The sequence below is a fragment of the Bacillus sp. FSL W8-0645 genome, from assembly GCF_038007905.1.
Classification (GTDB): domain Bacteria; phylum Bacillota; class Bacilli; order Bacillales; family Bacillaceae; genus Bacillus; species Bacillus pumilus.
Genome location: NZ_JBBOYC010000001.1, coordinates 1105390 through 1119236 on the forward strand (window position 1 = coordinate 1105390; position 13847 = coordinate 1119236).

11 protein-coding genes are annotated in these 13847 nt (G+C 41.0%); 9 read left to right on the forward strand and 2 right to left on the reverse strand.

All coding sequences use genetic code 11. The features are described from left to right. The first annotated feature begins 103 nt into the window (after nt 1–103). The 7 genes from NST39_RS05505 (at nt 104) to NST39_RS05535 (ending at nt 10148) form a co-directional block, all read left to right on the forward strand. Nucleotides 104–2239 carry a transglycosylase domain-containing protein gene (locus NST39_RS05505; RefSeq protein WP_341027428.1) on the forward strand — a complete coding sequence of 712 codons (2136 nt, stop codon included), beginning with the start codon at nt 104–106 and terminating at the stop codon, nt 2237–2239. 124 nt (nt 2240–2363) lie between these two features. Further along, nucleotides 2364–3422: a uroporphyrinogen decarboxylase gene (gene hemE, locus NST39_RS05510; protein ID WP_065098924.1), complete on the forward strand. Its 1059-nt coding sequence runs from the start codon at nt 2364–2366 to the stop codon at nt 3420–3422. A gap of 32 nt (nt 3423–3454) precedes the next feature. Next, nucleotides 3455–4393, forward strand: coding sequence for a ferrochelatase (gene hemH / locus NST39_RS05515; RefSeq protein WP_050945387.1), 939 nt, complete (start codon nt 3455–3457; stop codon nt 4391–4393). 22 nt (nt 4394–4415) lie between these two features. Continuing rightward, entirely contained in the window at nt 4416–5828 is a 1413-nt protein-coding gene (gene hemY, locus NST39_RS05520; RefSeq protein ID WP_217012978.1) for a protoporphyrinogen oxidase, read from the forward strand. A gap of 174 nt (nt 5829–6002) precedes the next feature. After that, nucleotides 6003–6581, forward strand: a complete 579-nt coding sequence (locus NST39_RS05525) for a TetR/AcrR family transcriptional regulator (RefSeq protein ID WP_034620016.1) — start codon at nt 6003–6005, stop codon at nt 6579–6581. 64 nt (nt 6582–6645) lie between these two features. Next, nucleotides 6646–8955, forward strand: coding sequence for a YhgE/Pip domain-containing protein (locus NST39_RS05530; protein ID WP_106067170.1), 2310 nt, complete (start codon nt 6646–6648; stop codon nt 8953–8955). A 143-nt stretch (nt 8956–9098) separates the two neighbouring features. Next, nucleotides 9099–10148 (forward strand): M42 family metallopeptidase, encoded by a 1050-nt coding sequence (locus tag NST39_RS05535; RefSeq protein ID WP_065098920.1) that lies wholly within the window; start codon nt 9099–9101, stop codon nt 10146–10148. 34 nt (nt 10149–10182) lie between these two features. On the opposite strand, the gene NST39_RS05540 is transcribed toward NST39_RS05535, so the two are convergent. Further along, the gene (locus tag NST39_RS05540; protein WP_044140699.1) at nt 10183–11472 is read right to left on the reverse strand and encodes a cation:dicarboxylate symporter family transporter; all 1290 of its coding nucleotides are present in this window, start codon (nt 11470–11472) and stop codon (nt 10183–10185) included. Nucleotides 11473–11811: 339 nt separating this feature from the next. Continuing rightward, nucleotides 11812–11949 carry a protein YhfH gene (gene yhfH, locus NST39_RS05545; RefSeq protein WP_008359029.1) on the reverse strand — a complete coding sequence of 46 codons (138 nt, stop codon included), beginning with the start codon at nt 11947–11949 and terminating at the stop codon, nt 11812–11814. 156 nt (nt 11950–12105) lie between these two features. Between yhfH and NST39_RS05550 the strand changes: the two genes are divergently transcribed. Further along, entirely contained in the window at nt 12106–12849 is a 744-nt protein-coding gene (locus tag NST39_RS05550; protein WP_185847330.1) for an MBL fold metallo-hydrolase, read from the forward strand. Nucleotides 12850–12851: 2 nt separating this feature from the next. Further along, on the forward strand, nt 12852–13841 hold the full coding sequence (locus NST39_RS05555; protein WP_044140700.1) for a lipoate--protein ligase: 990 nt from the start codon (nt 12852–12854) through the stop codon (nt 13839–13841). The last annotated feature ends 6 nt before the right edge of the window (nt 13842–13847 follow it).

Sequence of the window (13847 nt, forward strand, 5' to 3'; positions counted from 1 at the left end):
ATAACAAAAGAATGATATATAATTCTTTGGTAGTCAATCCATAAAACATATTATGAAGCCATACATCCCATACTATCCGTATAAAGGAATGAGGTGACCTAATTTGAAGAAAAAGAAGATAATCATTCCATTAGTCATTGCAGGAAGTACAATCGTGCTTTCATTTATTGGCTATCTGACCATTTTATTTTTAGGACATTATGTCATAGATGAAAAGAAGCTTGTATTTCACGCTTCATCCCAAATCATTGATCAGAATGGAAAAGAACTCACAAGTATGTATTCAGAAAATCGGGACCCTGTGTCAATAAAGGATGTACCTGATAAAGTAGCAAAAGCCTTTGTGGCTGTTGAGGACAAGCGGTTTTATGAGCATCATGGAATTGATGCGCAGTCAATTTCAAGGGCGGTTTATCGAGATATATTAGCAGGTGGAAAGGTAGAGGGCGGTAGTACAATTACTCAGCAGCTCGCAAAAAATATTTTTCTCACAAATGACAAAACCTTTCTGCGAAAAACAAAAGAAGTCATCATTGCAATTAATTTAGAAAGAGATTATTCAAAGGATAAGCTGCTCGAAATGTATTTGAATCAGCTTTACTTCGGTCATGGCGTCTACGGTATCCAAGCAGCAGCCAATTATTACTTTAGTAAAGATGTGAAAGATTTAACGGTCAGCGAAGGGGCTACACTCGCTGCGATGCCAAAGGCGCCGTCTACTTACTCGCCTGTTTTACACCCTGATAAAAATAAACAAAGGCGGGACACGATTCTTAACTTAATGAATGAGCAAGGATATTTATCATCAACAGAAACAGTAGAAGCAAAAGGGAGAACACTTGGCATTCATTTGAAAAAGAAATCAGAAACGCCTTGGGTCGATAGCTATGTCGATCTCATCATTAAGGAAGCTGAATCAGAGTATGCCATTTCACATGAGCAATTGCTTCAAGGTGGTTATACCATTACAGTTCCGATCGATATGAATCTGCAAAAGTTCACCTACGATGCGATGAAAAACAACCGTTATTTCCCGGGAAAAAGCGGTTCTCCTGAAAGCAGTGCCATCTTTATTGATAATGAGTCTGGCGGAGTAAAAGCAGCAATCGGAGGACGAGAATATCAAGCGAGGGGCTATAACAGGGTGACTGCTATTAGACAGCCTGGATCTGTTTTCAAGCCGATCGCGGTATATGGACCTGCGCTGCAGGAGAAAAAATTCCGACCTTATTCCCTGCTTGAAGACGAAGAAAAAAGCTATGACGGTTATTCACCAAAGAATTACGATGGACAGTATGAAGGCAAGGTCACGATGGTGGAGGCCCTCATGAAAAGTAAGAATACAGCAGCGGTGTGGACATTAAGCCAGCTTGGTATTGATACTTCGAAAACATATCTCGAGAAAATGGGAATCGATATTTCGGATCAAGGACTTGCGATAGCCCTTGGCGGTTTAGAAAAAGGGGTTTCTCCACTTCAAATCGCGGGAGCTTTCCACACATTTGCCAACGAAGGCGTATATAAAAAGCCTTTCTTCATTCAGAAAATCACCAATGATGAAGGAGAAACGGTAGAGAAAAATCGCAGTAAGCCAGAACGAGTGTTCAGCGTGCAGAATGCTTGGAATATGACAAGAATGCTGCAGCAAGTCGTCAAAGGCGGAACAGCCCAGAGCGGTTCGTATGCTGGAGATTTAGCAGGTAAAACAGGCACGACCACATATTCAGGTGTGAAGGGTGCAACAAAAGATGCTTGGTTTGCCGGCTATACGCCAAGTACAACGGGTGCGATCTGGATGGGGTATGACAAAACCGATAACAGTCACTATTTAACTGGCGGAAGTCAATACCCAGTGCAGCTGTTTAAGGATATTTTAACGGCAGCCCAAATAACGAATGAAACGTTTAAAAAACCAGAGGGGATTAAAGAACTTCAAGCGCCAATTCATTTAGAAGGACTTTCTGGATTTGAAGCCCGCTATGTGTTTAAAATCAAAGGATTGTTTACATTAGAGCTGTCTTGGGACAAGCAGGAGGATAAACGCGTTGAATACCGCATCTATGAAAAGAGAAATGGAAGCGAAACGCTGATTGACTCAGTGACAGGCACAAATAGCTACACAATGCCGTATGCCAATGTGTTTTCAGATGCGGAGTATAAGGTGGTTCCATATAATACCCAAACGCAAGAAGAAGGAGAAGGCAGTCCATATGTCAAGCCAGAGGCTTTTGGACGTTAATATTCGGCGATTTTTTGAACAATGAGCCGGTTTAGTATACCGTGCCTTGAAAAAGCGGTATAGTAAAAGCAGTGTTTGAGCCTTATACAAAGAGAGTGTAAGGCGAAAGGTGGAATGAAAGGTAATGGGAAAAACGAAGGCTTTTAACGACACGTTCTTAAAGGCGTGCAAAGGGGAAAAAACAGACCATGTACCAGTTTGGTATATGAGGCAGGCAGGACGCTCACAGCCTGAATATCGTGCCCTTAAAGAAAAGTACGGGCTATTTGAAATTACGCATCAGCCAGAGCTATGTGCTTATGTAACACGACTTCCTGTAGAACAATATGGTGTAGATGCCGCGATTTTATATAAAGATATTATGACCCCGCTTCCAGCTATTGGAGTGGACGTTGAAATTAAAAATGGCATTGGACCTGTCATTGATTCACCGATTCGGTCAAAAGCAGATATCGAACGTCTTGGGGAACTTCATCCTGAAGAAGACCTGCCATATGTGCTCGATACGATTCAGCTTTTAACGAAAGAGCAGCTGAATGTACCGCTCATCGGTTTTGCTGGTGCACCATTTACGATGGCTAGCTATATGATTGAAGGCGGCCCGTCTAAAAACTATCATAAAACAAAAGCGCTCATGTACAGTGAGCCTGAGACATGGATGCTGCTCATGAACAAATTAGCTGATATGACGATCACGTACATACGCGCGCAGGTAAAAGCAGGGGTCAGTGCATTTCAAATCTTCGACTCATGGGTGGGCGCTTTAAATGCAGCGGATTACCGGACATTCATTAAACCTGTCATGCAGCGAATTTTCACAGAGTTGAAGAGTGAAAATGTACCAATGATCATGTACGGAGTTGGTGCAAGCCATCTTGTGAAAGATTGGCATGACCTGCCGCTAGACGTCGTTGGACTTGATTGGCGAATGAGTGTAGACGAAGCGCGAAAAGAAGGGCTCACAAAAACGTTACAAGGAAATCTTGATCCAACGATCTTACTTTCTCCTTGGGAAGTCATTGAAGAAAGAGCAAAAGACATATTAGATCAAGGGATGAAATCAGATCACTTCATCTTTAACTTAGGTCATGGGGTATTTCCAGATGTTTCACCAGATACGTTAAAGAAGCTGACCGATTTTATTCATGACTATTCAGCTTCACATAAAAAATCATCCATCTAAACTATTTCAATTGATCTGAAGGAGTGTTGGTTGTGGAGAAAAAGAAAATGGGGCTTCTTGTCATGGCATATGGCACCCCATATAAAGAAGAAGACATTGAGCGTTATTATACACATATTCGTAGAGGCAGAAAGCCTGAGCCGGAAATGCTGCAAGATTTAAAGGATCGCTACAAGGCAATTGGCGGTATTTCTCCTTTATCAAAAATTACAGAGCAGCAGGCACATGGTTTGTGTGAGCACTTGAATGACATTCAAGACGACATTGAATTTCATGTGTACATTGGCTTAAAACATATCGAGCCTTTCATCGAGGATGCAGTTGCTGACATGCACAAGGACGGCATGACAGAAGCTGTGAGTATCGTTTTAGCGCCGCATTTCTCTACCTTTAGTGTGAAATCATATAACAAACGTGCACAAGATGAGGCAGACAAGCTCGGCAATCTACAGATTACGTCTGTTGAAAGCTGGTACGATGAGCCAAAGTTTGTGGACTATTGGGTGAAGCAAGTGAAGGATACGTATGCATCAATGAGTCAAGAGGAAAGAGATTCCGCGGTACTTATTGTGTCTGCACACAGCCTTCCTGAAAAAATTATTGCAGCAGGAGATCCATATCCTGATCAGCTCGCACAATCTGCCAAAATGATTGCAGAAGGTGCGGGAATTGAACACTATGAAATTGGCTGGCAAAGTGAAGGCAATACGCCGGATCCATGGCTAGGACCAGACGTACAAGACTTAACGCGGGACTTATTTGAACAAAAAGGCTATCAAACATTCGTGTATGTGCCTGTTGGTTTTGTCGCTGATCATCTTGAAGTGTTATACGACAACGATTATGAATGTAAAGTCGTGACAGATGAAATTGGTGCAGCCTACTATCGTCCAGAAATGCCAAATGCGAAACCAGCATTTATTGATGCTCTGGCAACAGTCGTATTAAAGAAGCTTGACGAAAGCAAGTAATCATATAAAAGAAGGCGATCCTATGCATGACAATCAAAAACACCTTGTCATCATTGGCGGTGGCATCACTGGTTTAGCCGCCGCCTTCTATTTGGAAAAGGAAGTCGAAGAAAAAGGTCTTCCGATTCAAATATCACTTATTGAAGCGAGCCCTAGGCTAGGTGGAAAAATACAAACATTATATAAAGACGGCTACATCATTGAACGTGGACCTGATTCATTTCTAGAAAGAAAGGTCAGTGGGCCGCAGCTGGCAAAGGATGTCGGTCTGACCGATCAGCTCGTCAATAATGAAACTGGGCAAGCGTATGTACTAGTCAATGAAAAGCTTCACCCGATGCCAAAGGGTGCTGTTATGGGGATTCCAACTCAAATCAGCCCATTTATTACAACTGGTCTTTTTTCAGTTGCGGGAAAAGCAAGAGCAGCGATGGATTTCGTGTTGCCAAAAAGCAAGCAGACCGAAGATCAGTCGCTTGGTGAATTTTTTAGAAGACGTGTGGGTGATGAGGTCGTTGAGAATTTAATCGAGCCGCTTTTATCAGGCATTTATGCAGGGGATATTGACCGCCTGAGCTTAATGTCCACCTTCCCGCAATTTTATCAAACAGAACAGCAGCATCGCAGTTTGATTCTTGGGATGAAAAAATCACAGCAGCATGCGAAAGCGCAGCAAGTGACTGCGAAAAAACAAGGGCAGTTCCAAACGATCAATCAAGGATTGCAGTCGCTTGTGGAAGCAGTAGAAAGTAAGCTCAAGCTGACAACGGTGTATAAAGGGACAAAAGTAAAACAGATTGAAAAAACGGATGGGGGCTATGGCTTGCAATTAGACAGCGGTCAAACGCTTTTTGCCGATTCAGCCATTGTCACGACTCCGCATCAATCGATTTATTCCATGTTTCCTAAAGAAGCAGGGCTAGAGTATTTGCATGACATGACCTCTACTTCTGTTGCAACAGTAGCACTCGGTTTTAAAGAAGAGGATGTTCATAATGAATATGACGGCACTGGTTTTGTCATCTCAAGAAACAGTGATTTCTCTATTACGGCCTGTACATGGACAAACAAAAAATGGCCGCATACCGCTCCGAAAGGAAAAACGCTATTGCGTGCGTACGTCGGAAAAGCTGGTGACGAATCGATTGTCGAGCAGTCAGACAGTCAAATCGTCAGCATCGTGCTCGAAGATTTAAAGAAAATCATGGATATTAAAGCAGATCCAGAATTGACGACAGTGACTCGCTGGAAGACAAGTATGCCGCAATATCACGTCGGTCATCAGAAAGCTATTTCGAACATGCGAGAAACGTTTAAGCAATCATATCCTGGTGTTTATATCACAGGTGCCGCTTTTGAAGGTGTCGGAATCCCTGATTGTATTGATCAAGGAAAAGCTGCCATCTCAGAGGCTTTATCGTACCTATTTGCATAAAAAACGACTCCCTTTTCTGTCATGGAAAGGGAGTTTTTCATGATCGAATCATTCAAAAAGAGTTGGGAATCATAAATGTGAACAAAGTTGTTGCATCTGGGGAAAAGGATATGGTATATTACTTTCTGTACTTAATGACCAAAACGTTCAAATAGTCATTTCGGGAGTGAGATCATGAGTGTTGATAGGAGACAAATGATTTTAGATGGTGCGACGAAGGCATTTACTCAATTCGGGTATAAAGCGACCACAATGGACCTTGTGGCAAAGCTTGCCAACGTCGGAAAAGGAACCATTTATACATTTTTCAAAAACAAAGAAGAGTTGTTTGATGAAATTTTCACATCCCTTTTACTAGAGATGAGGAAAATTGCGGATGAGGCAATTGATGAGAAGAATAGTTTCTCTGAAAACCTTCACTTAGCACTCTTTGCAATTTTAGAATTTCGAAAAAACCACCAGCTCACAATTAAGATTTTTCAGGAAAATGCAGAGCTTGGCACGTCAGCGGTCAAGGAAATGATCGAAAAAATGGAGCAGATGATCATTCGCTATATCAAAATGAAAGTACAAGAAGCGATGGATAAAGGCGACATTAAGCCTTGTGATCCTGAATTGACTGCATTTGTGATGGTGAAACTATATATTGCACTGATTTTTGATTGGGAAAAGCGATACGAGCCTTTAACAAAAGAAGAGGTAGCCGAATCGCTGGAGCTTTATGTCTTAAAAGGACTATCTGCAACAACATAATTTTTTTTGAGTTCAAATGACCAAATTTTATATTTAGTCATTCATCTATGGGAGGAAAACAGCAATGAATTTAATTCGGAATCAATGGAAGGACATTGTAACGAGCAAAAAACTACTGATCCCGATTTTAGCTGTCTTATTTATTCCGCTGATTTACAGTGGTGTATTTTTAAAAGCGTACTGGGACCCTTATGGTACAGTTGATCAATTGCCTGTAGCGGTTGTCAACTTGGATGAAGGCAGTCATTATGACGGGAAAACCCTTCAAGTTGGCGATGATTTAGTAAAGGAATTAAAGAAAAACGATAATTTCAAATGGAACTTTGTCGATAGTCATGAAAAGGCTATAAAAGGATTAAATAACGAGGACTATTACCTCGTGGTGGAAATACCAAAGAATTTCTCGAAAAATGCAAGTACAGTGCTAGAAAAACATCCGAAAAAATCGAATCTGAAATATTATACGAATCCAGGCGCCAACTATGCGGCGTCACAAATTGCGAATAATGCCATTATCAAATTAAAAGATTCAGTTTCAAAAGAAGTCACAAAAAATTACGCCGAGGTCATCTTTGATAACTTCAAAACGATTGCAAAAGGATTAGATCAAGCAAGCGATGGTGCGAAGAAAATTGATGACGGAACAAAAAGCGCAAAAGATGGCAGTACGAAGTTAAAAGACAACTTAGCCAAATTGGCTGAAGGTACGTTAACCTATAGCGAAGGTGTTCATCAGTTCGCAGGGAAAATGGGTGAACTGAACACAGGCATACAGTCTCTAGACAGTGGGCTTGGTCAGCTCTTAACAGGCTATCAAACCATTGATCAGAAATTTGGAGAGCTTGGTTCAGGAATTGATACATTAACCGAAGGATTAAACACAAGCAAAGAAGGACATCAGCAACTCGCTTCTAAAATGCCGCAATTCACAGCAGGCATTGAGCAGTTAAACAACAAAGCCCAATCCTTTTCAGAAAAAATTGCAGCAGTAGAAAAAGTCTTGTCGTCACCAGAGTTAGCGAATCTTGAAAAGATGGCGCCTAAACTTGATCAGGTGAAAAAAGACGCAAAAACGTTCAGTACAAAACTTGCTTCATTAAAAGAAGCATTATCAAATCGAGATGCTAAAGTAAAAAGCATTATCCAAAACAGCTCCATGACAGATGAAGAGAAAAAGGCGGCAATGGATCAGCTGAACAGTCTGCCTAAAATCGAACTGCCTGATCTGTCTGGACTCGAACAAAGCTTAGCGGCCTTGCAGGAACTGCCTGATGCAAGTGAGGTTCAACAAGCAGTTGCATCTGCAAAAGCGCAGCTGCAGCAAGTCAAACAGCTGCCAGAGAAAACAGAACAGCTGTACACGTCTACAGTTGCGATACAAAATGCGATCGACCAAATGACATCTGGTACGAATAAATTGTATCAAGGTGCACTGAAGCTTCAAACAGGTCAAGGTCAATTACAAGATGGCCTGCAAACAGCAAATGGAAAGCTTGATACGGCGAAAAGCGGAGCGGATAAGCTTGCAAATGGATCAAGTCAGCTTAGCGCAGCGTTAAATAAGCTGGAAAGTGGTTCAACAAATATCCAAAGCAATACATCTAAGCTTGCCGAAGGCTCAAAATCGCTTGATAAAGGATTGGGAGATTTAAAAAGCGGTACAGGTAAGCTGTCCAATAAATTGAAAAGCGCTGCTGATGAAACAGGTGAAATTGATGCAAATCAAGACAATTACAATATGATTGCAAGCCCTGTTAAAACAGAAAACGATACAGCGAAAAAGATTGATAATTATGGAACAGGGCTCACGCCTTATATTTTATCCATGGGACTCTTTGTTGGGGCTCTAATGCTCACCGTTGTATTCCCAATGAAAGACCCTGCTGGACGCCCTAGAAATGCGTTTGAATGGTTTGTCAGCAAATATAGCGTACTTCTGCTTGTCGGTATCCTTCAAGCAGTCATTGCAAGTACGATGCTCATCTTTGGGCTTGGTCTTGAGGTGGAAAGCCTCTGGCGCTTCTATCTCTTTGCGATCGTCGTCAGTCTGACATTCTTAGCGATTATTCAGCTGCTAGCCACAACAATGGGGAACCCAGGACGCTTCATTGCCGTCATTATCTTAGTTCTTCAGCTCGCAGCAAGTGCTGGTACATTCCCGCTTGAGCTTGTGCCGAAGTTCTTCCAAATCATTCATAGTCTGCTTCCAATGACGTATACAATCAATGGATTTAGAACGATCATTGCAAGCGGTGATGACAGCTATTTATGGCACCAAGCAGCGATTCTCGGTACAGTTGCGATCATCATGATGGCGGCAACAACTGCATACTTTGCTTGGAACGTAAGAAAAATGAAACAAGACGAAGCTTAATCAATGAATCCTTTCTCTTGATAGAGGAAGGATTTTTGATTTGAAATTAGACATCTTGAACCCGAAGCGATATATTTTAAGGAGAGATGCTATAAAAGGCATACATGGAAGGAATTGCTTTCACACAAAGGAGGAAATGCCGAATGACTACTGAAGTAAACGAAACCGTTCAGCTGATTCAAAAGCTCGTATCGATCCCAAGTCCGTCAGGGAATACAGAAAAGGTGATCGGCTTTGTTGAACGCTTTTTACAAGATGTAAATATTGAGACAAAACGAAATCGTAAGGGCGGCTTAATTGCCACTATTAAAGGAACTGATGACGAGGAACACCGCATGCTGACAGCACATGTCGATACGCTCGGTGCGATGGTAAAGGAAATTAAATCAAATGGACGGCTTCGTCTTGCACTCATTGGAGGCTTTCAATATAACTCAATTGAAGGCGAATATTGTGAAATTGAAACAGCAACAGGTCATACATACACAGGTACTATTCTTATGCATCAAACGTCCGTTCATGTCTATGCGGATGCTGGAAAAGCAAAACGAAACCAAGAAAATATGGAGATTCGTCTCGATGAAAAGGTGAAAAATGCAGACGATGTCAAAGCACTTGGAATTCAAGTAGGGGACTTTATCTCATTTGATCCTAGAGTGGAAGTGACGTCATCAGGCTTTATTAAATCAAGACACCTTGATGACAAGGCAAGTGTAGCGCTTTTGCTGCGACTCATCCACCGTATTCAAAAGGAAAATATCACACTGCCGCATACGACGCACTTCTTAATTTCTAATAATGAAGAGATTGGTTACGGTGGAAACTCCAATATTCCAGAAGAAACGGTGGAATATCTCGCTGTTGATATGGGAGCGATCGGCGATGGTCAATCAACAGATGAATATAGCGTGTCTATTTGTGTGAAGGACTCAAGCGGTCCTTATCATTATGGATTACGCAAGCATTTAGCCGCATTGGCAGAAGAGAACAACATAGATTACCGTCTAGATATTTACCCTTATTACGGCTCTGATGCATCAGCAGCGATTCGAGCAGGTCATGATATCATTCATGGACTGATTGGACCGGGGATAGATTCCTCGCATGCTTTTGAACGAACACATGAAGATTCCCTTGTCCATACAGCGAATCTTCTTTATCACTACGTGCAATCATCCTTAATCACAGCATAAAAAAAAGAACCCCGATAAATGGGGTTCTTTTTCATTAGCTTGAGAGCTGTGTTGGTTCAGGTACATCTTGTCCAGTCATTACGCGATGTCCTTTTTCAGGGTCATATTGCCCTTCCCATTTAGACATCACAACAGCTGCAAGTGCATTTCCTGTTAAGTTAACAACTGTTCGCGCCATATCCATGATACGATCCACACCTGCAATAAATGCAAGACCTTCAGCAGGTACACCAATCGTTCCTAATGTAGCGAGTAATACAACAAAGGACGTACCAGGAACGGCAGCCATTCCTTTTGATGTCACCATCAGCACAAGAACAAGTGTGAGCTGCTGGACGATCGTGAGGTCAATGCCATATACCTGTGCAAGGAAAAGCGCAGCAATCGCTTGATACAAGACGGAGCCGTCCAGGTTAAACGTATAACCGATTGGGATAACGAAAGAAACAATTCCCTTCGGACATCCAATGCGCTCCATTTTATCCATGACTCTTGGTAAAACTGTTTCAGAGCTGGATGTACTAAAAGCAAGAAGCATTTCGTCTTTCATGTAAGCAAGAAATCTGAAAATATTGACGCCAATCATCTTTCCAATAATTCCGAATACAACGATAAGGAAGAGAGCGAGCGCAAAATAAACAAGACCTACAAGCTTACCTAATGAAATAAGAGATTCAAGACCAAATTTTGATACAGTCACACCAATGAGTGCGAAGACACCAAATGGTGCAGCTTTCATCACGACGTTGACGACATGGAACATGGCGTGTGATACACCTTCAAAGAAGGCGAGCACTGGTTTGCCGCGTTCACCAATGGCAGAAACGCCAAGAGCAAATAGCACAGTGAAGAAAATAATCGCAAGCAAATCACCTTCCGCCAATGATTGGAAGAAGTTCGTTGGAACGATATGAAGGAACGTATCAGCAATTGATTTGCTGCTTTGCTCTTTTTCCGTTTCAACATACTGGCTAATATCTTGTTTTTCCGTATTTCCAAAGTCAACGCCTGCACCAGGTTGAACAAAGTTAGCAAGCACAAGACCAAGGATAATCGCAAATGTTGTGATAATTTCAAAATAAAGAATGGTTCTAAAACCAAGTTTCCCTACCTTTTTACCATCACCGGCACCTGCAACTCCTAAAATTAAGCTAGATACGACAATTGGTATAACAATCATCTTAATGAGTCTTAAGAAGAAGTCTCCAATTGGTTTTAAATAAGTCTCAACGCCTGGGTTACCGAAAAAGATTGCCCCAACAACGACACCGAGAATAAGACCGATTAGGATTTGTGTAGCTAATCCAAATTTTAATTTTTTCATAGATTTCCTCCCTAGCATATTCATTAAAGGAATATTCCCATCATATTAAGTTTTAATATATGAAATAAAGTATAACTAAAATTAAAGAGGTTCGTCCACGATTAAATTATATTAAGAAAATACAAAATTATTTGAAAAAATGAACATTTAGAACCTCCTTTATTGATTCAAGTCAATAAAAAGTGTCTTCAGAACTAAAACTCATCAGATGAAAATACTAAAAAACCCTTTTAGGACAAGGGTTTTACCTTTTTACCTATTTTTCAGAAAAAATAAAAAGCACTTTTGACTCCAACTGACGACGGAGGAAAAAAGTGCTTTTTAATTCATTTTTTTACCTTATTTAAGATAACTTACTTGTGAGCATTCCTCACATTCATTACCGTAACACTCGTGTTGTTCCATTAAATCATTTCCACATTTTGTGCATTTTTTTGAGGGCAAATTTCTAAAAAACTCTGTGATTTTTCCTAGCATTTGTCATCCTCCAATACGTTTTGTTGCTATTATTGTATTATAACAGATTAATAATTGTCAATCTGTTTTGTAACAATAGGCAAGAAGAATGCTTTTTTCATGAAAAATGGGTATATTGTAAGAAGGGGATTTTTAGAAAAGGAGGGAAAAATGACGATGAGATTAACTGTCATTGGATGCTACGGAGGGTTTCCGGCCGCTGGTGAAGCGACGTCAGGGTATCTTTTTGAATCAGATGGCTTTCGTCTACTTGTAGACTGCGGAAGCGGTGTTCTTTCCAAACTGCAGCAATACATAGATATAGAAGAACTTGATGCTGTTCTCCTTTCTCATTATCACCACGATCATATTGCAGATATCGGACCACTCCAATATGCGAAGCTAGTGGGATATCATTTAGGAAAAAGCAGCGGTCCGCTTCCGGTCTATGGACATACAGGTAATCAAGAAGCTTTTGGGCGGCTTGCGGATGATGTACATACTAAGGCAAAGGCTTATCAGCCAGAAGAGGGTATTCAAATTGGTCCATTTCAAATTGATTTTTTGAAAACGGTTCATCCAGCAGAATGCTATGCGATGAGAATTCAGGCAGAGGATGCTGTGGTGGTATATACAGCAGATTCAAGTTATCAGGAGGCATTTGTCCCATTTAGCAAGGATGCAGATCTACTGATTGCTGAAAGCAATTTTTACGCTGGACAGGACGGATCGAGTGCAGGACATATGAATAGTACAGAGGTGGGCAAGCTTGCAATGGAAGCGAATGTTGGTGAACTTATCATCACCCACCTGCCCCATTTTGGTCGTCATAAAGACCTAGTCAATGAAGCACAGGCGTTATATACTGGCAATATACAGCTTGCCCATTCAGGGCTTAGATGGAACAAGGAAGGAAGATAGAGATGCTGTTTATCGATAACGAACAACATTATGATCCAATGATTAATTTGGCAATTGAAGAATATTGCTTAAAATATTTAGACCCAGAAGAAACGTATTTGCTGTTCTATATTAACCAGCCGTCGATTATTATAGGAAAGAACCAAAATACAATAGAAGAAATCAACACAAAGTATGTCGAAGACAACGGCATCAAAGTTGTCCGCCGCCTGTCCGGTGGTGGCGCAGTTTATCATGACAAAGGAAACTTAAACTTCAGCTTTATCACAAAAGATGATGGGGACAGCTTCCATAATTTTAAAAAGTTTACGGAGCCAGTCATCCAGGCGCTTGAAAAGCTAGGCGTCAAGGCTGAATTAAGTGGCAGAAATGACATCATGGCAGATGGTCGGAAAATTTCCGGAAATGCCCAGTTCGCTACAAGAGGGCGCATTTTCAGCCATGGCACGCTGCTATTTGATTCAGAAATTGAACATGTTGTTTCGGCTTTAAATGTGAAAAAAGAAAAGATTGAATCTAAAGGCATTAAATCCATTAGAAGCAGGGTTGCCAATATTAGTGAATTAATGGATCAAAAGATGACAACAGAAGAATTTAGAAAAATTCTGTTAAGCTACATTTTCGATACGAATGGGGATGTCCCTCAATATCAGTTGACTGAGAAGGATTGGGAAAAGATTCACGAGATTTCTCGGGATCGATATCAAAAATGGGAATGGAACTACGGCCGTTCACCGAAATTTAATTTACAGCATTCTAAGAGATTCTCAGCAGGCTCCATTGATCTTCGATTAGAAGTGAAAAAAGGGATGATCCAGGACTGCAAGATCTTTGGTGATTTCTTTGGTGTAGGGGATATTGCTGATATTGAAAAAAGACTCATTGGCCAGCAATATGATCGCAAAACGATCAGTGACGTATTAGAAGATATGGACATGCGCCACTACTTTGGCAACGTATCAAAAGAGGATTTTCTTGATTTGATTTATTAAGAGGGA